The 25,043-nt window shown below is 62.0% G+C and carries 13 protein-coding genes; 2 read left to right on the top strand and 11 right to left on the bottom strand.

Features of this window, described 5'->3' with window-relative positions; genetic code table 11:
• Nucleotides 1-47 precede the first annotated feature (47 nt).
• On the top strand, nt 48-2,561 hold the full coding sequence (locus ACZ1JM_RS10855) for a TonB-dependent receptor plug domain-containing protein (protein WP_465134813.1): 2,514 nt from the start codon (nt 48-50) through the stop codon (nt 2,559-2,561).
• On the opposite strand, the gene ACZ1JM_RS10850 is transcribed toward ACZ1JM_RS10855, so the two are convergent.
• Nucleotides 2,558-3,370: a nucleotidyltransferase family protein gene (locus ACZ1JM_RS10850; RefSeq protein WP_465134812.1), complete on the bottom strand. Its 813-nt coding sequence runs from the start codon at nt 3,368-3,370 to the stop codon at nt 2,558-2,560. The genes ACZ1JM_RS10855 and ACZ1JM_RS10850 overlap by 4 nt on opposite strands.
• 225 nt (nt 3,371-3,595) lie before the next feature.
• Between ACZ1JM_RS10850 and ACZ1JM_RS10845 the strand changes: the two genes are divergently transcribed.
• Nucleotides 3,596-5,563, top strand: a complete 1,968-nt coding sequence (locus ACZ1JM_RS10845; RefSeq protein ID WP_465134811.1) for an OPT family oligopeptide transporter — start codon at nt 3,596-3,598, stop codon at nt 5,561-5,563.
• 234 nt (nt 5,564-5,797) lie between these two features.
• Here the strand turns inward: ACZ1JM_RS10845 and ACZ1JM_RS10840 are convergent, their stop codons facing one another.
• The 10 genes from ACZ1JM_RS10840 to ACZ1JM_RS10795 all read right to left on the bottom strand — a co-directional run bounded on the left by ACZ1JM_RS10840 (nt 5,798) and on the right by ACZ1JM_RS10795 (nt 25,003).
• Nucleotides 5,798-6,070, bottom strand: coding sequence for a hypothetical protein (locus ACZ1JM_RS10840; protein WP_465134810.1), 273 nt, complete (start codon nt 6,068-6,070; stop codon nt 5,798-5,800).
• A 425-nt stretch (nt 6,071-6,495) separates the two neighbouring features.
• The gene (locus ACZ1JM_RS10835) at nt 6,496-7,410 is read right to left on the bottom strand and encodes an ArdC family protein (RefSeq protein WP_465134809.1); all 915 of its coding nucleotides are present in this window, start codon (nt 7,408-7,410) and stop codon (nt 6,496-6,498) included.
• 242 nt (nt 7,411-7,652) lie between these two features.
• Nucleotides 7,653-8,165, bottom strand: coding sequence for a sigma-70 family RNA polymerase sigma factor (locus ACZ1JM_RS10830; RefSeq protein ID WP_465134808.1), 513 nt, complete (start codon nt 8,163-8,165; stop codon nt 7,653-7,655).
• Complete coding sequence (locus ACZ1JM_RS10825; protein ID WP_465134807.1) at nt 8,162-8,650, bottom strand: hypothetical protein; 489 nt, start codon at nt 8,648-8,650, stop codon at nt 8,162-8,164. Before ACZ1JM_RS10825 ends, ACZ1JM_RS10830 begins: the two co-directional genes overlap by 4 nt.
• A 220-nt stretch (nt 8,651-8,870) precedes the next feature.
• On the bottom strand, nt 8,871-9,794 hold the full coding sequence (locus ACZ1JM_RS10820) for a HEPN domain-containing protein (RefSeq protein WP_465134806.1): 924 nt from the start codon (nt 9,792-9,794) through the stop codon (nt 8,871-8,873).
• A gap of 387 nt (nt 9,795-10,181) precedes the next feature.
• Entirely contained in the window at nt 10,182-12,803 is a 2,622-nt protein-coding gene (locus ACZ1JM_RS10815) for an AAA family ATPase (protein WP_465134805.1), read from the bottom strand.
• Nucleotides 12,800-13,924, bottom strand: a complete 1,125-nt coding sequence (locus tag ACZ1JM_RS10810) for a metallophosphoesterase family protein (RefSeq protein WP_465134804.1) — start codon at nt 13,922-13,924, stop codon at nt 12,800-12,802. Before ACZ1JM_RS10810 ends, ACZ1JM_RS10815 begins: the two co-directional genes overlap by 4 nt.
• A gap of 2 nt (nt 13,925-13,926) precedes the next feature.
• The gene (locus tag ACZ1JM_RS10805; protein ID WP_465134803.1) at nt 13,927-19,929 is read right to left on the bottom strand and encodes a DUF3320 domain-containing protein; all 6,003 of its coding nucleotides are present in this window, start codon (nt 19,927-19,929) and stop codon (nt 13,927-13,929) included.
• A 114-nt stretch (nt 19,930-20,043) separates the two neighbouring features.
• Nucleotides 20,044-21,411, bottom strand: coding sequence for a dGTP triphosphohydrolase (gene dgt / locus ACZ1JM_RS10800; protein WP_465134802.1), 1,368 nt, complete (start codon nt 21,409-21,411; stop codon nt 20,044-20,046).
• Between the two features lie 214 nt (nt 21,412-21,625).
• Nucleotides 21,626-25,003, bottom strand: a complete 3,378-nt coding sequence (locus ACZ1JM_RS10795) for a TM0106 family RecB-like putative nuclease (RefSeq protein ID WP_465134801.1) — start codon at nt 25,001-25,003, stop codon at nt 21,626-21,628.
• Between the last annotated feature and the right edge of the window lie 40 nt (nt 25,004-25,043).

Genomic DNA, 25,043 nt, shown 5'->3' with positions numbered 1-25,043 from the left:
CATGCCATCAGGGTCCCACGCTATCAGTATCAAGGGGCCGCTTTTCCGTGACCATTCTCAAGTCGTTTGCATTCCTGGCCGGTATATCGTTCCTGCCGCTGAACGTGGCCTATGCCGATGAAGCCCGGGCCGATAGCGCCGCCGATGCCGATGGCGGCGCTATCATCGTGACAGGCGCGCGCGGACAAACCCAGCGATCGGTAGCAGACAGTCCGGTGCCGGTGGACGTCATCAGTCCGGCCGAGCTGAAGTCCACCGGGCGCACCGGCCTGAAGGAAATCCTCGGCAATATCATTCCCTCGCTGACGATGCCGGCGCTGGGCGGAGGCGGCACTTCCGCCAGCGTTCGGCCCATTTCGATCCGGGGTCTGTCGGGCGATTACGTCCTGGTGCTGGTCAACGGCAAGCGGCGTCACACGACATCGCTGATCAACAACCTCTCGCGCATTTCGGGCGGCTCCACGCCCGTCGATATCGACCTCATCCCGACGAGCGGCGTGGGCCGTATCGAAGTACTGCGAGACGGGGCGGCGGCGCAATATGGGTCGGATGCGATATCCGGCGTCATCAACATCATTCTGGACGACACAAAGCAGGGCGGCGATCTGTCGATCACGGGCGGACAGCAGTACGCGGGTGGCGGTGAGTTGATCCAGCTTTCGGGGTCCTACGGAACGCCGATCGGCGATGGCGGGTTCGTGCGTTTCTCCGCCGAAGCGAAGTACCACGATCGCGCCAAGTCGGCGGCGGAACCCATTCCCAACGTCTACCCGCTGGTGAACGGGCAGCCTGATCCGCGTGAGGCAGACGTCGATCACGTCATCGCTGGTGGCTATGGCAGGTCCAATCGCGACAAGATCGTCAACACCGGATACAATGCGGAACTGCCGCTTGGTGATGACACCACGCTCTATTCGTTCTCCACACTTAGCTATCGTAACATCAAGGATGCTCGTGGCGCTTCGTTCGCAGCGCCTTATGGCTATGGCGGGCAGGTGAATGCACAAGGGTCTTCCGTCCTGCCGGAATTGTACCCTGCCGGTTTCCAAGCCTATCGCCGCCTCTGGGAATGGGACTATCAGGCCGCGGTGGGCCTTCGCGCCAGACTGGCGGATTGGGATATCGATCTCTCCACCAGCTACGGTCAGGACAACGTGAAACTCGGCGCGGAAAATACGCTCAATCCGTCACTGGGGCCGACCAGCAAGACCAGCTTTTTCATGGGGCGACAGAAGCAGGACCTGTGGGTCAACAATCTGGACGTCAGCCGCGAGTTCGAAGTTGGTTTCGCCAAGCCGCTCAACGTGGCGTTCGGCGTGGAGCATCGCTGGGAACGCTTTCGCAACATCGCCGGTGAGCCCGACAGCTACCGCGACGGCGGTTACGTCATTCCGGCGGATGGCACCCCGTTTGGCCAGCTATACGGTGGGCGTTCGCCGTCGCCGGGGCTGGTATCGTTTACCGGAACGTCGCCAGCCGACGAAACAAGCCTGAGCCGCAATAACGTGGCGGCGTACCTTGATGTCTCGACTGACGTGACACCGGGTTGGTTCGTCGGACTGGCCGGGCGGTTCGAGCATTACACGGATAGCGCGGGCGATGCGTTCGCCGCCAAGGCCTCCACCCGCCTTGAACTGGCGCCTGGACTGGCGCTGCGCGGCGGCGTCAACACCGGCTTCCGCGCGCCGTCACTGGCGCAGACCGGCTTTTCGACCACTCAGAACACGGTGACGGTGATCGGCGACGAGCGTGTGCTCACCACGTCGAAATTCCTGCCGGTAACCAGCGTCGCGGCGCTGGCACTTGGGGCGCGGCCGCTCAAACCCGAAAAATCGCTCAACTTCACAGCGGGGCTTACTTACGAAAGCGGGCCGCTGCGCATTACTATCGATGCCTATCAGATCCGCATTGACGACCGGATCGTAAAGACCGAGTTCCTTGGGAGCGCGGCGAATGGTGGAACTGCGATCCGCGATATCCTGCAAGCGAACGGCGTGGACAACGTCGACAGCGCGCAGTTCTTCACCAATGCCATCGACACCCGTACCCGCGGCATCGACGCCGTAGCCGAATACATTCTCGATACCGCATCGCTGGGCACCTTCCGGCTAAGCGGGGCCTATAGCTACAACAAGACCAAGATCCTGAGCGTAATCGACAATCCCCCGGAACTCAGCGCGCTAAACGTCACACTGTTCGGGCGGCAGGCCCAGCGCGATCTTGTGGTGGCGACCCCGCGTTCGAAGGTCGTGCTGACCAGCAACTGGTCATCCGGCCGGGCGAAAGCGCTGGTCCGGGCCACCCGCTTCGGCAAATACGTAGAGTCCAGCAATGTCGCCGCTTCGGATCGCACGTACGGCGCACGCTGGATCGCCGATGCTGAAATCGGCTATCAACTGACGGACGCGCTGGACTTGGCGATCGGCGCCAACAACCTGTTTGACACGCGCCCCGAAAAGAACGGCCTCATCGCGGCAGACGGTTCGGGTCTTTATGGCGGCTTCTCGCCGTATGGCCTGAACGGCGGCTTCTACTACGCGCGTGTCGGTTTCAAATTCTAGGCTGAAGCCCGCCATGGCAGGATGGTGGCAGGTGCCGGTGTTTCCTTCACGGGACGCCGGTTGAGTAAGCCTTCCACCACCCCATGCGTGCGCAGGTCATCGACGTCGACCGCCTGTTGACCATCGTTCAGCACCACCGGGGCTATACGCAAGGCGAAACGGCGTGACAGTCGCTGCATCGCCTCGGCCAGCGTGACCCTGCGCAAGCAAAGCAGGGCAAGGTCGATCAACCCGAATGCCTTGAAGACGGCCCAGGCATTGCCTGCAAAACGCCCGCCACCTCGGAACACTTCTGCGGCCCGTAACGCATCTGTGCCCGCTGCGGCATAGAGGTTGCAACTGGCATACGACGCATCGGAGAACTGGTGATGCGGGTGCGTCCAACCGGGATGTGCCGCTTCGACCACGTCACCGCGTGCCATCGCGATAGCGGCCTCAGCGGTTTCCAGGGCCTGCATCATGGCATCAATGGCTTCAACGGACAGCAGCGCATGGTCGGCGGTGGTGATCAGCAGGGGGCCGTCCCAGCCTTCGGCCGCTGCAAGGACGCTGTCCACCAGGTTGGGCTGTGCTTCCACCAGCTTGACGATGCCCCTACCGGGCAACTGGGAAAGAACATCGAACAGGCCATCGAATGCCTCGCGCTCAACCGACACCGCGAGGCTGCCGACGGCCGGGTGGCTCGCCGCCGTCTGCAGCACATGCGCAACCAACGGCCTTCCTGCGAGAGGGATCAGGCATCGGTGGGGCAGGCCGAACTGCCGGGCGAGCAAGTCCGTGCCTGTCTTGCCACCAGCCAGCACGATCATTCTAACCCTCGGTCCCATATACATCGTTCGGCCTGCTTTGCTCGGATGCTTAACGATCCGATGGAGGGTTAACGCCCCGGTGGGCAGCCGTTATCCCGGCGCGATGTGACGGCAGCGTGAAATCCCGAAAATGTTTTGCGTCTGCCTGCCGATGATTTTTTGTGTCGCGGCCCGCGCTGCCGTGCCAAACGTGGCGCTGATCACAACAGGGCGGGCAGCAGAGACATGGCAATCCAAACCGGGCCGCTAACCGAAAGAGCCGCGTCTGCCCGCGAACTGACGCTGCGCGCCATCGTCCTGGGCGGGGTGATCACGCTGCTTTTCACGGCGGCCAACGTCTATCTGGGGCTGAAAGTCGGGCTGACCTTTGCCACGTCGATCCCCGCCGCCGTCATCTCGATGGCGATCCTTCGCGGCTTCCGGGATTCCACGATCTGGGAAAACAACATCGTCCAGACCGTCGCGAGCGCGGCGGGAACGCTGGCGGCGATCATCTTCGTGTTGCCGGGGCTGGTGATGATCGGCTGGTGGCAGGGCTTTCCTTACTGGACCACCGCCGCAATTACCGGGACGGGAGGCATCCTGGGCGTGCTGTTCTCCGTTCCGCTGCGCCGTGCGCTGGTGGTGGATACGCCGCTGCCCTATCCGGAAGGACACGCCGCCGCCGAGGTGCTGCGCGTCGGATCGCAATCGCGTGAAGGGGCGGAAGAAAGCGCCAAGGGCCTTTCGGTGCTGGTCTGGAACGCGCTGGCGTCGGCTGGCTTTGCGATCCTGACCCAGACGCGCTTGGTGGTGGGCGAAGCAGCCGTATGGTTCCGGGCGGGGGCAGGGGCCACCGGCGTTTCGGGCGGGCTTTCGTTTGCCCTGCTCGGAGTTGGCCATCTGGTCGGCCTGTCTGTCGGCATGGCGATGTTCCTGGGTCTGGCCGTGGGATGGTGGGGCCTCTTGCCGATCCTGACGGCGCAAAATCCGCTGCCGGGCGGAACCGAGGCTTGGGCGACCGGCGTTTTCTCGGCCAACGTGCGCTTCTTTGGCGCAGGCGTCATCGGCGTGGCGGCGGTGTGGACACTGCTGCGGATCGCTGGCCCGGTGGTGGGCGGCATCCGCTCTGCCATGGCCGCAAGCCGGGCGCGCCATGCCGGGGAAGCCCTCACCATCGAAGAGCGTGACATACCGATCGCCGGGGTGCTGTTCGGATCGATCGCGATGCTGGTACCCATCGCGATCCTGCTCTGGAGCGTAATCGTTGGCGGCCCCCTTGAGGGGAGCGAAGTGGCGCTGATCGCGGGGGCGGTGGTGTTCGTGGTCGTGTTCGGGCTGATGATCGCCGCTGTGTGCGGATACATGGCGGGCCTGATCGGCGCCTCGAACTCGCCGGTTTCCGGTATCGGCATCCTGTCCGTCGTCGCCGCCGCGCTGATGCTGGTGGGGCTGTTTGGCCGGGAACAGGGTCCGGCCACAACCGAAGCGTTGGTCGCCTATGCGCTGATCGTGACGGGTATCGTATTTGGCGTGGCGACGATTTCAAACGACAATTTGCAGGACCTGAAGACCGGTCAGCTTGTCGGCGCAACGCCGTGGAAGCAGCAGGTTGCGCTGGTGATTGGTGTCATCTTCGGATCGCTGGTGATCCCCCCGGTCCTCGATCTGCTGAATACCGCGTTCGGATTTGCCGGAGCGCCCGGCGCAGGGCCGAACGCCCTGCCTGCTCCGCAGGCGGCGCTGATCTCGGCACTGGCGAAGGGGGTGCTGGGCGGCGATCTGAACTGGTCGATGATCGGCTGGGGCGCGGTGGCGGGGGTTATCTTCGTCATCCTTGATGAAGTGCTGGGCGCTGCAGGGCGTCTGCGCTTGCCGCCGCTGGGTGTGGGCATCGGGATCTACCTGCCCATGGCCGCAATCCTGCCGGTCGTCATCGGATCGGTCATCGGCCATTTCTACGAGCGTTGGGCGGATCGCCGCGCCGATCCCGAATTCGCGCGCCGGATGGGCGTGCTCACTGCGACCGGCCTGATCGTCGGTGAAAGCCTGTGGGGCGTCGGGTTTGCCGGGATCGTCGCGGCATCCGGCAGCGACACGCCGATCGTCTTGGCCGGTCCCGGCTTCGCGACTATCGCCCTGATTGGCGGCACCGCTCTTTTCGTGGCCTTGACCGCAATGCTCTATCGAAGAACGCGAAATCTCGTCAGCTGATCGGTCCGAGACACCGCAAACGACTTTCCCGCCTGTAGTAATGGAGTCGCTGGAAGCGAGCGCGGTCTTACGTGTTTGTAATATAGCTGCAATCCGCCAGCCAGTCAGCCGATGCTACCGCATCGACCTATCGGCCAGCGCCTCATTGCCAAATATATCGAGAATTGTTCATCCATTTTGGATGTATCAATACATATTTTAACCAATGAACTGAACTGGCCATTAGGCGTAATTTCATAAGTTGAACGATCGACTGACTAACAAGGGTTCAGGTTGACGATGCAAGATCTGATAGACATCGCGGCTGAGATGGATGCGATTATCACCCGGCTGGAAGTCCTGAAGCTGCATTTCGCGGCAGCTCACGTTCAGGCTGGCGTAGACGCTGTGCGGTCCATGGCGGACCAGAACATCGAGCTGAAGTCTTCGCCGCAAGGCATTTGACTGGCGCTTCAGCGGAACCATCCATTCTGGCATCCAGTGCCCATTCAAAACGATGGCTGCCATATGTCTGCGAAGGGAAGCGCGACACAGCACCGATCACGATGCTGGGCCAAGACTGCTTGAAGCATCTGTGGCAGTGGAGAATGTCTAAACTTTCCCACCAGAGGATGTGACACTTGGCACACCACCCCGAAGGGCTGTTTTTTGGCAGTTTTTGGGGATTGTATGGAGCCGAGCCGGAATCGAATTCCAGAATTTATCACATTCCTAATCAATAGGTTACATGGATTTGAAGTGCGGAAGGCCCCCGATCGTGCCCCCAAACGTACCATCAATTGGCGAAACAGCGGCTGGACGGTCTGCGGCAGCGCGCCGACGCACGCACGGCATGATCTTCGATGTTATCATAACCGATGCTAGCTTGTTCCGATATCAGCCGTGAGGTCAAACGAAGTGGCCGCCCCTTTCAGGGCGGCCTCGGTCACGGACTATGCTGCCTCCTTCAACTTATCCGGGTTGGCCAGTTGGTGCAGATAGGCAACGGCGCGTTCGGCATGGGCGGCGGCCTGGACAATGACGCGGGTGTCGTTTTGCAGCACCCTGATCCAGCTTGCGATATAGCTGGCATGATCGGGGCGCGGCTCAATACAAAGCCCCAGATCGGCGGCCAGGAAGGCAGCGCCTAGTTCCGCTACTAATTCCTCCCGTGCGTACCCTTCATCGCCCCATCTCTCCCGGCCAAAGCTGCGATCAAGGCGGCTCTTGTGCCGAGTCCAGTGCACGGTCTCATGGCCCCTAGTGGAATAATATCCGTGGGCATCATGGAAAGCTGCGAAGGGCGGTAGCTGGATGCGGTCGGCCGACGGGATGTAGTAAGCCCTGTCGCCGCCGTGGTTCACGGTCGCCGGGATGCTGGCAAAGAATGCCTCGGCAGCTTCGATGCGCTCTGCCTCCGGCGATGGTTCCGGCATAATATGGAATCGTTCCGGCAAGCCGTCGATCTGCGCCACGTTGAATACGGTATAGGTCTTCAGGAAACGGAAGCCCTGCTCCCGATCCTCGCCGCTGTCATCGTCATGCACGGTCCTGGTGCTGTCGCCATAATAGACCACGGTCGCACCATGCTCCCCCTTGCGCACTTGCGCGCCCAAGGCTTGCGCCTGCTTGTAGGTCATCCACCAAGGGCTGACGAAACCGGATGCCTGCGCCTCTATCCACAAAAGAAGAACGTTGATTCCACGGTAGGGCTGGCCGGTGGCGCGCGAGGGGCGAGCCTGCCCAGACCTGGCCATGTCGCCGCCGCTCCACGGTTTCAGCCAGGGGCGGGTGCCTTGCTCAAGTTCGGCCAACATGCGGTCGGTAATACGGCTGTGAGGGTCTTGCTTGCCGGTGGTCTGGGTCATTGCTGTTACTCCCTTCCAATCCGCGCAGCGGGTCATGCCGCGCATGACCCCTGCCGACCCGGCGAGGGGCGGAGAGAGTGGGGGCAAGGTCCGGTGCCGGGGGTGGTGCGGGCGCAGCGAAGCGAGCCACGGCCCCAAAGCGGCACCTTGCAGGGAGAGAGAGGCAGAGCCTCTTTCTCCCTCCAGAACTGGGGAAAGGTCGCGCCGCTGGCGGCGCTCAATCTCCAGCCTAGGAAGCCATTCTACAATCGATGCACAGAAGCCGTCCTGCGGCACCGTGCCAGGGCGCGCGTCATATGATATTCGACGCCACCGTAGCCGATGCCGACCTGCTCGGAGATCTCCGCATAGGTCATGCATTTCAGCCGGTGCATCAGGAAGATGCGGCGGGTCTTGCGCGGCATGGCCAGCAGTGTCCGTCGATAGACCCTCCGGACGTCTCCCTCCTCGATTCTCCAGGTCTGCTCGGGAGGCGCCGGTGCATCCCGACCCTCGTCGATGGGACAGGTGACGATGTGTGCCGACGCCTTGCGACGCGCACGGCTGATTAGAAGGTTGCGCGCGCATCGGGTGAGATAGGCCACCGGATTCTCTATTTGTTCGACAACGCCCGCAGCGAAAAGCTTTGTGAAAACTTCCTGCGCGAGGTCGGGGGCATCCTCCCCTCCCACGCGCTTTCGGAAGAAACGCAGAACCCGTGCATATTCAGCCCGGTAAAGTGCCTCGAACGCGACTGTGGAATGAAAGGGGGTCATCGCCTTGCCCCCCGACGTTCGCGTTCATTCAGGGGTGCGTCGCGCGAAGCGCGGTAGAGCGTGATGCCCGCCTCGATGCGGTCGAGGATGAAGGTATCGCGCTCGATCCTGGCGATGCGGATGTCGGCCTTGGAATAGATATCGAGATCGACCGCGCACCGATTGCCCAGTTCGCCGTCGATGACATCGCGCACCCGCTGCCAGCAGCGGTCGTCCTTGAAGGTGGGATGGTTGACGACGATCCAGAATTCGTAATCCGAGAACTGGATCGTATGCCGATCCTCGTACCATGAGCGGCGCGCATAGGGACCGATCAGGATGATCCGCCTGATCTTCCCCGGTTGGGGTGCCTGGACCTTTTCGGGCTCGAAGCAGGCGCGAATGATACGCACGATGCGTTCGATCTCATTCTGTTTGCGTCGGACCAAATGATTGACGCGCGCCATCACCACTTCGCGCGCGTAAACGTCAGTAGGGAGTGTCATTTGTAGCTCGCACACCAGCGGTCCGCGCGCTCGGGCGCGGATGGTGCAAGCGGTGTCCGCTGTGCGCCGCCATCGCGGCTTCCAGCAACTGCCCGACGTTAATGGCCGGACCTACATGATGCCTGGCAGGGTTATCCCGGAGATGGCCGCCAGTCCTTCCATCCCGTGCCGCCGAATATGCCAGACTGGAGGAATCCGGGCAAGCTGTCTGGCGGGATCGCTATTTACCAGCGACTGCGCTTTCCAGTTCGGCAATCCGTTCCGAACAGACCTGATGGACGACGCGGCCCAGTTCCTCGACGCGTTCACCGAGCCACGCCAGTTCTTCGGCGCTGATCCGGTAGTGCCGGGAATAGCGGGCCTTGGTGTAGGCTTCCTTCAGCTTCTGGAACATGGCGCGTTCGCGGCGCGTGGTTTCTGGCCAGATTCCGTAGAGGCGGCGATCCAGCCCTTCGGCCAGCGACCGGAGGAACGCGATGTTGTGGTTGTGGGGCGCGTAGAAGGTCAGGGTGAGGAGCAGGCCCTGATATAGACCTTCAACAGCTTGATGCAGATTGAAAGCGGCCTTCTTCCAGCTGCGTCGCTCCATACAAAATTTATAGATCTCGAGTTGCTCTGCCGCGCTGGCGACATGCTCTTCGAAATACTCTCTCGCCGTCGTCAGCGCCTGCTGGGGTGTCTTTGGCTTGGGCGTCGCCAGTTCGCTACCGTCCGTCTCGTAGAGCGCAATCCCGTCTTTGGCGACTTCCATGAAGAAGACGCGGCCATGGGCGAGGCCGTCATTCACCTCGTGCAGCGAATGGACAATGAAATTGACCGGCGTACGCAACGTCTTCTCGATCGTGTAGGCGCGGATCAGCCGCTCCTCAGCCTTCGCCCAGTAAGCCGCCCGATCAGTCAGTTCCTTCTGGCTGACAATGATGAGGATATCGTAGTCGGACTTGTACTGGTTCGCCGACAACGGCGCATCCACCCAGTCACCCCGCGCATGGCTGCCAAAGAGGACAACCTTCAGGACGCGCGCGCCCTTCCGGGGGCCGGTGGCATTCTCTATGGCACCGCGAAACTCTTCGAAAATGACCTCGACGATGCGCTCAAGCTCGCGCTGCTTTGCCGCAGGAAGGTGATCGATATCGGTGCGCATTGCCGGGATTCTTTCGGCATTCGCCGTTGTTTGGCAAGCGCAATCGTTGCAAGGCTATGGCTTAATGATCAAGCCGTTCGAAACCCCTTGTCCGCAGTCCATTCATCGGGACGGCGGAGTATGAACGACTGGAGCTAAGAAATTCCTGACGTTCGCGCGCGAACTGTCGAACGGAAGCTCTTGTCAGAAGCCGACTTTCACCGTTCGCCCGGCGTCATCCCGACGGACACAACCTGACCTATCAGACGAGTACCACACTTCTTAATTAGCAAGCCCATCAGAGCAATGCATCGGTTCCTTTGCGTTTGGCAAGTCGACCTAATCTCTGGCTTGCCGGAAATGTAAGGCAATGAAGCAAAGGTAATTTGCGATACCTCCAGCGCGAGATCATGGCTGCCAGTCTGTCATCTGCAGCACATTCCCACCAAGGCTCTGAAACGCGCGCTGGCGGCAGGAGAAGACGATGATCTGCTGCTCACGGGCCTGCCGATGAAGCGCGTCGAACATGCGCTCGATCCGGTCATCGTCCGAATAGACGAGCGCGTCGTCGAGGATCACCGGTGCGGGTCGGCCGTCGCGCGCGAGCAGACGCGCAAAGGCAAGGCGCGTGAGGACCGACAATTGCTCGCGCATGCCGCCACTGAGGCGATCAACATCTTCCTGCAGCCCAGCGCGCACGATAGTCTGCGGTAGCAGCGTTTTATCGTCGAAAGTGATAGTGACATCGTCGAAGAGTAGGCCGAGCAGCGGGCGCAATTCGCTCATGACTGGCTTGAGATAGAGATCACGCGCACCTGAACGCGCTGCCTCCAGTGCCTGCGTTAACCGCGTCAGCACGGCGACTTCCCGTTCGAATGCAGAAACACGAGCTTCTGCAGCGGATAAGGCATCGGCCGTCTCTCGCCACGCCTCCTCCACCGCCTCGTCAGATCGCGCAGTGATGCGGGCGTTCAACCCGGCGATAGTCTCGCGCAACTGCTGGATTTCAGTTGCTGCCGCCTGCTCGACGGACCGCACCCGGCGCAGCGTCGCATCAGCCGCGTCCAGATCGAGCGCTTCGGCGCTCCGCTCCTCAAAATTTCGCTGGGCATCCGCCAGCGCGGCATCGCGTTTGGCGAGACGCGCCGCCAGACCTTGCCCCTTGGCTTCTCGTTCATCGACGGGGCCAAGGATTGCAACGACCTGCTCGTCACGTGTCTGTAACCGGGCGAGCACGGTCTCAGCCTTGATAAATGCCTCGTCGGCCTGTGCTCGGGCAGGTTCGGCTGTCCGTATGGTTTGCGCCGCCTCGCGTCGCCGCTGTTCTGCAACGTCACGGGCGGCGCGTGTTTCATCCGGATCGGCCTTCAACTCGACCGGCGAGGTATCCACGCCGGCCAAAGCTGCCACCGTCTCGCGCAACGCCTCCAGCCCGTCGGGTGCGATGATCTTGAGTTGTGCCTTGGCCTCGTTGGCCTGCGCCTCGACCGATTGGGCATGGACCTGCTGGGCGCGTGCCGCCGCCAAATCTGGCACCCCCATTGAGGCGAGTAAGGTCCGTCTCTGCGCTTCCGCTGCTGCGAGCCGACCATCATCGTCGGCGGCGTTGGAGCGTAGCGTGATCGTGCCGATACCCGGCGCGATGAGCTGAGCGCGGCTGTTATAGCCGCGCTCCTCACCATCGCCGAGCGTCGTGTCGCCCATCGTTACACGTGCGCCAACGGGCGAATCATAAGCGACCGTCACAGTTGGCCGCGCGGCGTCCTGCACCGCACGAATGCGGGCGATCTCGATATCCAGATCTGCAAGTTCATCGACAGCGCCGTCAGGCAGCCGGATCCCGGCGAGTTGCGCCTCGCTGGTTTCGATCGTGCCGCGCACCGCCTCGGCACCCTGCAGCCGTTCCTCCCACTCCGCACGTCGCTCAGCCGCATCCCGCGCTTTGATCGCCGCATCAAGAATGGCGAGCAGTTCGCGTGCCGCCTTCTCATCCGCCTCGGCTGCTTCGATCTCAGCCTGCGCATCGGCTATCGTCTCGCCAGTCAAGCGTCGACGTGCGACTGCCTCGTCACGGCGGCGATTGGCTTCGCGGCTTTCCTCCGCCAACTGTCGCGCTTCGGCCAGCGCCTCCTCGAATTGCCGATGGTCGCGCAAAGCGGTGTCGCGCTGTTCTCGCGCAAGATCGAGTTCGGCCTGCGCTGCCTTCAGCCGCTCGGCCTGTGCGCGGGCAGCATCGAAGGCGACTTCGGCGGCGTCCACCGCCTGTTTGCGGGCATCGCGCGCATCGGGACTTTCCAGCTCGGCTAGCCGGCGCTGAGAAGTTCCCCGCTGATCGAGTGCTTCGCGCAGGTTGGTCACTTCACCGGCTAGCCGCTGCTCCTCTGCCGCCAGCCGGTCGCGTAAATCGATCGCGGCGGCATAGCGGCCACCAGCTTTTGGGCGTCCTGTTGCGGTGACAAGTTCCCCCGCAGCCTCCCCGGTAGCGGCCATAATCTCGGCCATACGCCGGCCACCGGTCATAGCTTCGACTTCACCCTGCACCGATTCAAGCAGGCTGGTGCGAACCTGCAGGTCGTTATCTTCGTCTTTCTTGTTGCGTGGCTCTATACCGGTAAGCCCCTGACGCACCCACAGCAGCCCTGCCGGCCCACCGGCACCGCCGTGGATGAGCTTCCCGATAAAGTTCTCTGCCTCGTCCGCCTGTGCAATCAGACGCCCGGACGCGAGATCCACGACCTTCGCGAACTTCCCCGCATAATACTGCTTGGTGATCCGATAATGGGCATCGTCGACAACGATATCCGCCTCGATCAGCGGATTGCCGCCGCTATAGGGGCGCAAGGCACGGACCCCGCCGGCCGTGCTGGAATGCGGCTGGAAGAATAGTCCGTGCAACGCCTCGAAGCTGGTCGATTTGCCGAACTCGTTGGCGGCGCACAACACGTTGACGCCGTCGCCGATCCCTTCGATCGCAACGCCGCGCCCGGCGAACCGCTTGACGTTGTGAAAACGGAGTGCTGCGACCTTCACTGCGACACCTTCTCGACATAGCCGTAAAGACGCCCCAGCGCGGCAATGGCAATCGCCCGTTCAGCGGCCGAGCGGCCTGCATCCTCGTTTTCGGCGAGCAGGGCGTCAGCGGCGTCTCTCAGGGCACCTGCGCGATCGATCCGGTCAAGGTCGCCGATGTCGCATTCGGTCGCCAGTCCGGTCTCGTCGAGGTCGAGCCATGCGAAATCAGGGGCGGCGCGCTCGATTCCGGCTGTCAGCGCGGTGCGCGTGGCAAGGCCGGTGCGGCCGGTGGCAACGATCCGGGCCAACGTCTGTCGGCGATCCCGCAGATCGGGTAGCAGCGCCTCAAGTGCCGCGCCGGGATCTTCTTCCGCCAATATGTGGAGGTCCAGGGTGCGCCAGGCAAAGCTCCCGGTAGGAACTGAAGTTACTGAAGGCATCGCGCCGACCCCAGCAATATCTACCAGCAACGCTGTGCCGGATCGATCATGCTTGAATCGATCCTGCTCGGGAGAGCCGCTATAGTGGGTGCGGGGATCGACCTGGATCGCGCCATGCCAGTCGCCCAGCGCGAGATAGTCTAGCCCGGCGCGGCGCGCACGATCCGGGGGGATGACTTCAGCGCTGACAGCCTCTTCGGAAAAGCTCTGAATCGCGCCATGGGCAAGGCCAATGCGGATTGCGCCATCGGCGGTGGCTGCGCCATCCATCCACTCGCTGAGATCGCGACCCGGCCGCCTTGTCGTGCAGGGAGCGGGCAGGAGGATCGCGCCGCCCGTCAGCTCGATCGGTTCTGCGAGTGTCGCCAGCACAACATTGTCCGGTGCCTCCCTAGCCAGCAGCGTCCATAATTCAGTCGCCTGCAGGGAATCATGGTTGCCCGGCAGGATTACCCAGCGGACAGGCGCGTGATGCGCCATCTCGGTCAGCGCCTGTCTCCGGACATCGGCAGCGGGCGTTTCGGTGTCGAATGTGTCGCCGGCCAGCAGGATCGTGTCCACGCCGTTCAGTCGCGCCTGTTCGGCCAGCTTGCCGAGCACCGCGTGGCGGGCCTCACGCAGGCGACCGGGAAGGTCGCCGGAAAAGTTTCCGAAGCGCTTGCCTAGATGCAGGTCGCTTGAGTGGATGAAGCGCGCCATGCTCATTCCTCTCCAGGCATGGCGGAAGTGTTCGGCACGGCCGCGTCTCTGCCACGCCCGCGCGCGATCGCCTCGTCTAGCCGGGTGCGAGATCCGGCTGCCAGGCGCTCGACCCCTAGCATCCGGGCCAACTCGCGTGCAGGATCTGGCTCCTCGAGCAGGTCCGGATTATCCCGGACGACCGCCGACAGTTCTGCGAGTGGAATATCCGGGATCGCACGGCGCGCTTCATCGTCATGAGGAGGGCGATAGGGATGGAAATCCGCGACGGCGCCAGTCCTCCAGATGAACTCGCCGCTCGATTCCTGGGTCCGATCATATTCGCGCAGGTGCATGTCGATCCGCTCGCGAATCTTACCGCCCGTGCGCAGCCAGCCGTGCGCGCGGGCGACGCGCTGGCATAATATATCGGTGCGCAGTGGGCTCTCAGTTTCGATCACGGCGGCAATCATCGCGCGCAACGAATCCCGATAGGCGAAATCGAAAAAATGATCCGGATTGGCTGCAAACCTCGTCAGATCGGTGATGCGATAACGGTCGCCCAGAACATCTGATATGACAGGGGCGGGAACCTGGGTCGCTTCGGTAATCCTGACCGGCATGACCGGGGCAGAAATCTCTGCCGACACCAGCTCGATCTCGATCGGCATGGGCGCGGGGGCTACCTCCTCGATGTGCGCCGCCGCCTCGTCGTCGCGGATTTCCTCAATCCCCTCGACCTCATGCCCCATGTCCCAGTGTGCAGTGACGCTACTGGCTGGTTCCGCCGCACGGCTTGTCTCCAGCAGCCCTTCCAGCGCCGCATGCAGCCGATCCGCGCAACCGGTGGCATCATACCACCAGTCGGTCGACCAGACGCGGAGCATGTTCCAACCGAGGCCTGTCAGAACCTGTTCGCGCACTTTGTCGCGATCACGTGCGGTCGCTGCGCTGTGATAGGATGCGCCATCACATTCGACACCGGCGAGATACGCGCCGGGCAGGTCCGGATGCCGAACGCCCAGGTCGATCCGAAAGCCCGAGATGCCGACCTGCGGCACGACCTGCCATCCTCGTTGCTCGAGCTGTGCGGCCACTGCCTCCTCGAAGGGTGACTCGAAGCCGCCCAGCGAACCTGTGCTCTGCGCTGGCAGTGCGATCGCGCCGCGCTCCGCATAGTCGAGGAAGGTCTTGAGGTGATGCACCGCCAGCGCCTTGGTGCGCCTCGGATCGATCTGGTCGGCGGTGAAGCCTGAAAAGACGATCAGTTCCTGCCTTGCACGCGTGACGGCGACGTTCAGCCGCCGCTCGCCGCCATCGCGGTTGAGCGCGCCGAAGTCCATCGTCAACTTGCCTGCCGCATCCTTCCAGAAAGTAATGGAGAACAGGATGACGTCGCGCTCGTCGCCTTGGACATTCTCCAGGTTCTTGACGATGGTCGCCTCGACCCGCTCATCTGCAAAGAACCATTCGAGTGCAGGTTCATCACGCCGGGCGACATCCAGCAGGTCGAGGATCAGCGACTGCTGCTGCGCATTGAAGGTGATGATGCCGAGTGTCGGTCGGCTCTTTTCGGGGAGTTCCAACCATCCGCGCATGCGGGCAACCGCCTCGTCCGCGACAGCCTGCGCTTCGATCCGGTTGGTCCGGCTCTTGCCACGATCATAGACGCCATTCGGCACCTTGCGCAGACGCACCGCGCGGTCGTCCACCTGTGGCGACGGGAAGGTGACGAGCCGGTTCTGATAATAATGGCTATTGGAGAAGGCGATCAGGGACTCGCTACGGCTGCGATAATGCCAGCGCAGGTCGCGAACCGGGATGCCCGACGCCTTCGCCTCGTCGAGGATGCTCTCCATGTCTCGCTCATGGTCGGCGACATCCTCTTCATCGTCGTTGCTGCCGAAAAAGTTGGTCGGCGGCAGCTGCTTGGGATCACCGACGATGATCGTCTGGCGTCCGCGCGCGATCGCGCCGACAGCATCCCACGTCGTGATCTGTGAGGCCTCGTCGAAGATGACGACATCGAACAAGGCTTGATTGGGCGGCAGATATTGCGCGATCGACAGCGGTGACATCAGCATGCATGGGGCAAGCTTGGAGAAAGTCTCTGGCATCTTGCCGATCATGTCGCGGATCGACTGGCTCGGACGCTGCAACTCCATCTGATAGCGCAGCAGGCCCAGTTCGGAATTTCGCGGCACGCTTTGCACCGGAGGCAGGTTGTGTGCGAGCGCGCCGATCACACGGCCCGTGGCATGGGTGCGGACCAGATCGTCGATCTCGCGAAATTCGGCGATAGCATTTTCATGCTGGAAGCGTCGGAAATCCCGGAGCACCGGGTCGCTGTCCAATAGCGTGGGCAGCCACCAGCGGGCATAGCCCAGCCGGAACGCCTTGCGGGCGCCATCCGCAGCCACAGTTCCAGCCTCAATCTGCTCGACCAGCGCGCCAAGCCCGGAAGCGATCGCCCGGTTGCGGATGCGGCACCAGGCTGACCAATCGCGCAGCAAGTGACGCGCATCCACAAGTGCCATGAGCGATGCCGAGAGGGTAGCTAGAGCGTCCGGCGTGGCCTCGAGCACAATGTCGCGTCGCGCGGCTTTAGCAAAGCGGCTCCGCGCATCGTCAAAGCCCTGCCGCGCCGCCAGCAGCTTGGCGCCTGCCTGCCAGAGGCGATCACCTTGATCGCGTTCGCGCAAGGCTTCAGCGATCCGCTGGGTGGCGGCCTCCACCGCGCCTGGATCGCGACCATCGAGACGCAGCGCCGCGCGCAATCGTGCTGCATGATCGAGGATGTCAGCAATAGCGGCCAGATCTGTATCGAGGCCAGCCAACGGAAGCGACCGGCCGGCCAATGGTGTCGCGTCGATCTCCGCCAATTGCTCCTTCATAATGCGAAGCTGCGGCAGGTCGCTTTCAGGGCCGGCCGTACCACCACTGGCATAGCTCTGGAGCAGGTGCGTCACCTTGCGCTTGCCGAGAGCTGAAAACGGCCAGAGGGAGGCATTCGCTTCGCGCCATTGGCGATCGAGTGCCTCGGTTTCTATCGCCCGCACACCGTCAAGCGGATAGGATGCGGCGAGTTGCCTTTCGGCATCCCGATATTTGCCGATCGCGGCGGTCAACGCGGCCAGATCGCTCGCCGATCGCGCGAATCCGGGATCAAATGCGATTGAAATATCGCGGTCGCGACCAGCCTCCATCGCTTCAGCCAGTCCGGCGAATGTCGCAATCTCGGTGCTCGCCGGCTGATTGCCGCCGCCGAGTCCCATAGTGCCACGCAAGGCATCAAGGGCACCAGCCAGCAGGTCGGCGGCGTTGCGCAGCGACTGCGCAGCTGCGATCAGTTCATCTTGCCCCGTTGCTCCGGTCTCTTCGATATCGACCAGATTCAGCGCTGGCCGTCGTTCGACGGACGCGAAGACCAGACCCAACTCTCCCGCCAGTTCTTCCAGGCTCGCCAATGCCTGCGCGTCGTGCATCTGCCCACGCGGCCATCCAAGCTCCGGGGCCGGGGCACCAGCCTCGCGCAAAGCGACGCCCAGTGCGAGATAGGGCGTCCAGCCATTGGGCGAAGACCTGTGCAATGCTTCCACATAGGCGTTGAGCGTATCACGGCGCAGCTTCAGCCGCTCGTTGACGGCAATCCATTCCGCAGGATCGACCCGTTCGCCATGCTCCCATGCCGCCCTAAGCTGCGCCAGGAAATGGCGCCGGTCGGCCTTGCTGGAATGTAGCTCGATACACTGGTCGCCCAGCCCATGTTCGCGCAGTCGGCGATAGACGACGTCGAGGGCGGCCGTCTTTTCCGCCACGAACAGCACGGTCTTCCCAACGGCCAGGCAATTGGCGATCATGTTCGCGATGGTCTGGCTCTTGCCTGTGCCCGGCGGTCCCACGATTACGAAATCGCGCCCCTCCGCAGCAGCCAGGCTGGCGGCGGTCTGGGAAGAGTCTGACGGCAACAGGCTGATGATGTCTGCCGGCGCGTAGACGCGATCAAGGTCACGTTCGTCGCGGATCGCGGGCTGGCCGTCATCCCCACCGAATGGCTTGTCCGGCGTGTCGATGAGGTGACGAGCGACCCGGTTTTCGCGCAAAGCCTCGGTGCGCTCGACCAGATCTTTCCACATGAGGAACTTGGCGAAGCTGAACGTTGACAGCGCGGTGTCGTCGACAACCTCCATGCCGGGAACGTCTCGCACCGCCTGACGCATCATCGCCAGCACGCGAGGCACATCGACGCCACTGTCGTCGAGCGGCAGATCTCCGCCGAACTGGGGCAAGCTTAGGTCGAAATCGCGTTCCAGAAACTGCAGGAGCGTCGCGTTGAAGCGCGGCTCATCTTCATGGAAACGCAGGCGGAAGGGGGCGCTCGCGCTACGTCGCTCCAGCTTGACTGGAACCAGCAACAACGGTGCGCGATAGCTGCGTTCGTCCTCCGGCTTCTTCTTCCAGCGCAGAAAGCCGACCGCCAGGAACAGGGTGTTGGCGCCGCCCTCGGCGAAATCGTTGCGCACCTGCCGATATAGGTCGATCAATCTTGCTTCGAGCTGGGGCGCGTCCAGCGGCGACGGCAACTCGTCCCGTTGAAGGGCTTCGGCCGCGAAACCGCGCTGTAGATCGCGGCCATGCACCTCGCGATATAGAGCCGCGTCACGTTCCCCTAAGGGATTCTGCTGTGGCAATGACACAATCTGAATGGCAGCGCCGTCCGCCAGCCTGTCTTCGAGATAGGCGACATCAGTGCACAGGAATGGGATGGTCTTCTTCGATTCCGGGAAGTTCAACAGCCGATTGCGAAGCGTCAGGTCGAGCAGTTTCTTCTGCCAGCGGTCGATACGGCCGGCGGCAGTCGTCGGCTTCTCTTCGACCTGAAGGTCGGGCAGTTCATTGAAGGATGGGGCAGTAGGTAGCGACAGTGCTGCAACCACCGCGCCTTCGTCTTCCCCAGAAGCGTCATGTCGCGATGCTTCATGGGAGGCGAGCGGAGTGATACCGCCGCTCCGCGCACGCCGCACGTCGATGGCCGCGACGAAGGCGTGCGCTTCCTCCTCGCTCATGCGATGGTCGAGAGCGCGCTGTGCCACGTCCAGCGCCATCGCCGGACGATGGGTGACGCCGGTCGTCTCGAACACGATCAGTTCGCGCGATGCCAGCGCCTTGCGAACCTCCATCTGGTCGGTCTCGATCGTGTTGCCCAAGGTCCGCTTCGTCAGCCAGACGCCCACGGCTGCATGGCCATGGAATATCAGGATCACAGGATACAAGCCGGCCCCTTCCAGGGCCGCCGCGATCAGAAGGGTCGTATCCAGGCAGGTGCCTAGCCGCTCTTCCGCAATCGTGGCGGGCCGTCGGACCTTTTGCCCGCGATCCTCGAAGCTAGCCGGCGGCTCGGCATAATGGATCGCCATCGCAGCAACGGCTGAATAGATCGCTGCGGCGAGCAGATAGCTGCGCTGCGGATCGGCCGACTGATAGCCGTCCAGCCCGCTGGGATGCCCATGTTCGGCCAGCCGGTCGGCTGCGCTGCGCAGGATGCGGGCGACGGCGGGGTCATTGGGCATCACGAACGCAGGCAACAGTTGTGCCATGTCGGCGACGCCACCCCATTCGTCGCGGGCGAGCAGGCGGACAGGAAAGCGCTGCTCGTCGAGTACCGTATCACCAGCCGACAGTCGCAGGGTGATCTCGCCGCGTTCGGCTTCGTTCAATCCGGCTAGATAGTCAGCGTCAAGATCGACCTTGCGATCGCCCAGCGGGAGGTTGTCGCCCGGTATAAGCCGATCGATTGTCCAGGATTTGGCGCGTAGAAACGCTGGCGATGAGGTGAGATCGACGCGAATATTTTCGTGATGGCGTCCGTCGGCATTTTCTATCTGGATGGATCGGACGACGGGTATCGCATTCTGGTAGGAGGCATAGGTGAAGCTACCGGCAATGTCTGCGGCGATTGTCGGATCCTTCACGCTTATGCTGGAGGGGTTAACTGCCGTGAAATCCTGATCATTAGAATCGTGCATGAAGTCCCCCGTCCAGACGGGAGGCTAGCCAAGCCCGCTCGCCAAAAAAAGATAAAATCAAGGCCTATACGCCGCTATTGGAGAGGGGGCTGTCCTCCAACGATATTGCACAGGCTATCTGACCCCAATCATATCGGCAACCTTAACCGCATAACGGTCCGTCATACCCGACACAAAGTCGGTCAGGCCGTGGACGGCGTCATAGGGGTTTTTAAGCGAGGAGAGCGGAAGCCCAAGCGCACGGGCGACCTGGAGATGATAGCCGCTAACCTTATCCGCGTCCCAATCAACGCTCCCCAGGTCATCGAACAGAGGCAGGAGGCCATCAAGGATTTTGTAGATGATGTTACGGCCGTATACTTCGAGCTCAGTCTTGCGACGGGCTTTGAAGATGCGGTTTTTCGCGACACCCTTAATCGCTTTGAAGGGATCGTTCACACTTGCCGCGTCAATCAGAGAAATTGGAAATGTTCCGGCCATGATGGCCACATAATTCTCTTTGAAGGCCTCGACGCAAGACGCGATGGCGCCGCGGATCGCCAGCGCACGATGGCGAGAAACGGTATCTGCCTCGCTCTGTTCTGGGTACGCTTTGTTCGAACTCTTAATTAGCCCCTTAAGCAGATCGATAACGAGCTCAGCTTCGAGATCGCCACTAAGATACGCGTCTTCCAGATCCATCACATTGTAGCATACGTCGTCCGCTGCCTCCATGAGGTAGGCCAGCGGATGGCGGGCCCACCAATAACCAAGCAGGTTCAGTTTCGGACCCCGCACGTCGTGAGACGGTAGACCCAATTCTCCCGCGATCGCGGAGAAAGCGGCGACATCATTTTCAAACACACCATATTTCTTGACGCCGATATAGGGCAGACCATCCACTAACGCGTCGCCAGCATGGGCCCTTACGAACGCCGACACCGGATATTTGGTGAACGCCCCGAGCGACCCGAGTGTCAAGCGCAGACCACCGTCATCCCGATACATCTCAGTTCTAGCTAGGATTCGAAAGCCCTGCGCATTGCCTTCGAACGCTTCAAACTCGGCGCGCTTCCGATCGTCAATATCGGAGAGGATGCCACGATCGTCCGCAAATTTCGCCCTAAACCAAGACGCGATCGCGGTCTCGCCGGAATGACCGAAAGGCGGATTGCCGATGTCGTGTGCCATACAGGCAGTCTGCACAAGACCAGCAATCACATCGACTTGTTCCCCCGGGATTTCGCCACTTTCTTCAAGCCACGCACCGACCTCGACACCGAGCGAACGTCCAACGCTCGCAACCTCAAGGCTATGAATCAGACGATGATGAATGTGATCATTGTCGTAGAGCGGGTGCACCTGCGTCTTGTTAGCTAGTCGACGAAACGGGGGAGAAAAAAGAATGCGATCGATATCCTGCGCATAAGCAGGGCGGTGTTTCTGTTGAATGTAACCTGCATCGTTCAGGCGCTCGAGCTTGAGCAGTTTACTCCATTCCATCCGAAGTGCATCCTGTCTGTCTCATACTGACGCCTGCTATCAGCATACCGGCTCATAGCTGCTCTGACCTCTATATTTTGCGCTAGAACCCTACAAGATCGTGCCCCTGTGCACCCCTTCACTTCGATCAAACTAATCGGTAGCTTTCGTCAAGACTAGACCTTGAAATCGGCGCTCATCCGTTCAGGTTGCCCAAATACGCAACGGACCAATGTCACGTGCTGGCCTGATCCCGCTGCTTATCGGCAAACTGCTTCGCCCAACATAGGCCATCCACCAGTTCCATCTGCGAGATCGTCGAGCAGGGAATTTCGAGCAGCCTGGGGTTGGCGAAGATCACGGCGAGACAGCGAGCCCGGCTGATCGCGACGTTCAGGCGGTTGCGGCTATAGAGAAATTCGATGTTCCGGGGGAGATCGTCGCCTGATGAAGTGGCCATCGAGATCAGCACGATAGGCGCTTCTTGGCCCTGAAACTTGTCGACCGTTCCAACCCGTGCGCCATCGGGCAGCGTGCGCCGCAGCAGTTCGACCTGCATGTTATAAGGTGACACGACCAATATGTCCTTGGTGCCGATCTCATGGCGTTCACCGTGCCGATCGGTCCAGCTAGCCCCGATTAAGGCACGGTAGGTGATCGCGAGCCGTTCGGCTTCCTCGGGCGAGCGCTGCGTGCGACCGTTATGGGCGACTTCGACGAAACGCAGGCCGGTGGCGGCCAATGCCGCCGGATCCGCTGTAGCATTCACATCGATACGTTGTCCGGCAGTGCTCACCTCGGCCTGAAGGCGCCCATCATAGACAGCGTCAGAGATGAACGCGCAGAGGTCGGAATGCATGCGGCGGGAGACGGGCAGAAATACGCCTTGGTCTGCTGGCACCGTAGCATGCCCTTCAAGGAGATGCTCGAGGGCCGATCGGCCACTGCCACCCGGATGCGTGCCCTTGATCGGCTGCGACAATTGCATCTGATCGCCGACCAGCACCATATTGCGCGCTGCGGTTCCCATCGCGATGACATTGGCGAGGCTGACCTGACCGGCCTCATCGATGAACAGATAATCGAGTGCTCCGTCGAGATCCTCGCGAGCGAAAAGCCAGGCCGTACCGGCAACGAGTTGGTGATGCGGCGACACACCGCTTCCGCTGCCGCCAATGACATCGTCGATCCAGCCGTCCGAGCCGAGGATCTGATCCTCGCGCGATGATTTCTTCATGCCGCGATAGTGCAGACCTTTCGCCGCCGTCTTTGCTTCGACATCCTTGAGCAGATTGTTGATAGCCTTGTGCGAGTTGGAAGCCACGCCGATGCGCTTGCCTGCAGCGAGCAGTGCGACGATCGCTTCCGCCGACGTGTAGGTCTTACCGGCGCCCGGAGGGCCTTGAACGAGCAGATAGCTGTCGTCGAGCAAGCTTAGCGCCTCAATCGCGCCATCGGTTGCGTCCATGCCTTCCGGCACGATCGCCTGTCCCGATGCGCGCCCGACGAGCTTTGGGCGATCACGGCGGAGGATCGCGGTCACGGCAGCATAGCGATTCTCGTTGCTCGCTACGCTCTGGGCATAGCGATGGACCGCAGCACGCAATATCTTGTCACCCACCGGGCCTTCCGGGATGAGCGCTGTGCCGGGTTCGATCGCCGAACGGCTCGGCCCGAGCTTCAATTCTATCGTGCCCTCCTCCTCGTCGAGCGACATGATTTCTCCTGCCGGTTCCAGCGTTCCGGAGCGCAGCGGCTTGTCGCCGACCTTCATCTTGAAGTCCTGCGGCGGGAAAGTGAACGGGTGGACCACCGACTTCTTGTCCGCCCATGAGCGCAGGGTGGGGTGGGGCTGGAGATCGGCAAGACATTCGGCATCGTCGAGCAGCGCATCCACGTCCATCTCCTGCCGCGCGAACATCGCCCACCAGCTGGGCTTCGCCTCGCGGCGATGGAATTCCAGCAGATCGACCAGCAGGCGGCGCCAAGGGATGTCTTCAACGGCGATCAAGGCCTGCGCCAACTGGCGGGTGCGTTCGTCGGCTTCCTCTCGCGCGGCGACCTTTGCCGGATCGGCAGGCGCCAGCGTCCGCCCGGTAAACCACGGCGCGTCATCTGGCCGCAGCGACAGGAGCCAGTCACGGCAGAGCCGGGTCGAGCGGCAGTCGATTTCGTTATAGTCGGCAATTTCCGCGAGAAGCGCATCGCCGCCGACGCGGCGCCAGCGCTCGTAGATCACGATGCTGTCGCCGGCCGTTTTGACCGAACCCTGGCGCCCTCCGGGCAGATAGAAGGCTTCCATATTCTTGATCGAATAGCGGGGTTCGGAAGTGCGTATGGCTTCCGCCACAACTTTGTAGAGGTCCACCAGCCGGTCGCCGCGCAGTAGATCGTCGACCTCCTGTTCGCGCGTCCCATGATACATGGCAAGGCGCTTAAGCGCCGTCTCCTCGTAGGAAGCGTAGTGATAGATATGCGCGAGGGGATGGCGCGCCAAGCGCGAAGTCATGAAGTCGATCGCCTGTTCGAACGCGATCTTCTCGCTCTTGCGGTCATGCGCCCAGTAGGCATGGAAGCGATCCTCGCCTTGGTCCATGGCTACCAGGCCGAACAAATATTCGAGGCCGCCTTCGAACAGCGGGTCGCCTTCCATGTCGAAGAACATGTCACCCTCGTCTGGCTGCGGCAGACGTGCAAAACCGCGCCCAGGCGCTGCGGCGAGAAGCTCGATGCGTCCCTCGCCGGTCTGGCGCTGATGGGCCTGCAGGCGGGCCTGGGCCGAGAGCCTCGCGACGGTGCCTGCTTGCATGCCGGGGATCTTCGTGCCGCCGGGCAGGGTGGCGAGGGCGCCTATGCTGTCGATACCGGCCTGGCGCAGCGCCGATCGCTGGCTGCGCCCCATGCCGGCAACTATCGAGAGGTGATCCGCCGCCTCCCACCTGGCGGTGCAATGGTCGGACCATCGGCAAAAGGTGCAATGGCCGCAGGGATCGCCGGCCGAGCTGCCCGGGACAGCGGCTGCGAAGTGCTCGAAGCGATCGCGCGCGATTGAGAAGTAATGGATGAGCGATGAGGTGGGCAGCGTGACGATCTCGCCGCTGCCCAGCACGACATGCATGGATGGCGGTGCAACACCCTGTACCGCTTGCAGCATATCGGCATAGACGCAGAGCTGGAGCACATGCTTGGGCTTGGCGGAGCGGGCGAGCTTGGTGTCGGCGACATCATAGGCAAAGTTGCCGAGCGTTGAAGGCAGGCCATCGCGCTTGAGCAGGAAATCGGAATAGCCATGCCATTGGCCCGCCAGGAACGCGCCCTGGTACACGACATCATACCCCGCCTGCATGGCCTCAACGGTCGCCTGCGCCCGTTGCTCAAGCGTTCCCTCGCTTGCTATCTCCTGTATCGAGCGCCCCTCCGCGCGTAGTCTCTCCAGATAGGCGCGCTCGTGCTCTATGCCCTTCTTCTGGAGCAGGACCGCGCTTTCATCGTCGGGTGGGAAGCTGGCCGGCGTAACGAGGTTGCCGACGTCGAGCACGGTTGCATGCGCGCAACCCATGAAATTCACCAGATCACTGGCCGAAAAAAGCGTCTGCCCGTCGTGTCTCAACATCTTTGCTTCTCCCGATGCACGGCAAGATCCGCTCGACTCA

This window comes from Novosphingobium sp. BL-S-24 (assembly GCF_055521575.1).
The sequence above is the reverse complement of the archived record's forward strand: the minus strand, read 5'-3'. Positions and strand labels throughout refer to the sequence as shown.

Bases quoted from the DNA above. Each gene is read 5' to 3' on its own strand.
- ACZ1JM_RS10850 (WP_465134812.1), bottom strand. From the start codon at position 3,370: ATGATCGTGCTGGCTGGTGGCAAGACAGGCACGGACTTGCTCGCCCGG.
- ACZ1JM_RS10845 (WP_465134811.1), top strand. From the start codon at position 3,596: ATGGCAATCCAAACCGGGCCGCTAACCGAAAGAGCCGCGTCTGCCCGC.
- ACZ1JM_RS10840 (WP_465134810.1), bottom strand. From the start codon at position 6,070: ATGGCAGCCATCGTTTTGAATGGGCACTGGATGCCAGAATGGATGGTT.
- ACZ1JM_RS10835 (WP_465134809.1), bottom strand. From the start codon at position 7,410: ATGACCCAGACCACCGGCAAGCAAGACCCTCACAGCCGTATTACCGAC.
- ACZ1JM_RS10830 (WP_465134808.1), bottom strand. From the start codon at position 8,165: ATGACCCCCTTTCATTCCACAGTCGCGTTCGAGGCACTTTACCGGGCT.
- ACZ1JM_RS10825 (WP_465134807.1), bottom strand. From the start codon at position 8,650: ATGACACTCCCTACTGACGTTTACGCGCGCGAAGTGGTGATGGCGCGC.
- ACZ1JM_RS10820 (WP_465134806.1), bottom strand. From the start codon at position 9,794: ATGCGCACCGATATCGATCACCTTCCTGCGGCAAAGCAGCGCGAGCTT.
- ACZ1JM_RS10810 (WP_465134804.1), bottom strand. From the start codon at position 13,924: ATGGCGCGCTTCATCCACTCAAGCGACCTGCATCTAGGCAAGCGCTTC.
- ACZ1JM_RS10805 (WP_465134803.1), bottom strand. From the start codon at position 19,929: ATGCACGATTCTAATGATCAGGATTTCACGGCAGTTAACCCCTCCAGC.
- dgt (WP_465134802.1), bottom strand. From the start codon at position 21,411: ATGGAATGGAGTAAACTGCTCAAGCTCGAGCGCCTGAACGATGCAGGT.
- ACZ1JM_RS10795 (WP_465134801.1), bottom strand. From the start codon at position 25,003: ATGTTGAGACACGACGGGCAGACGCTTTTTTCGGCCAGTGATCTGGTG.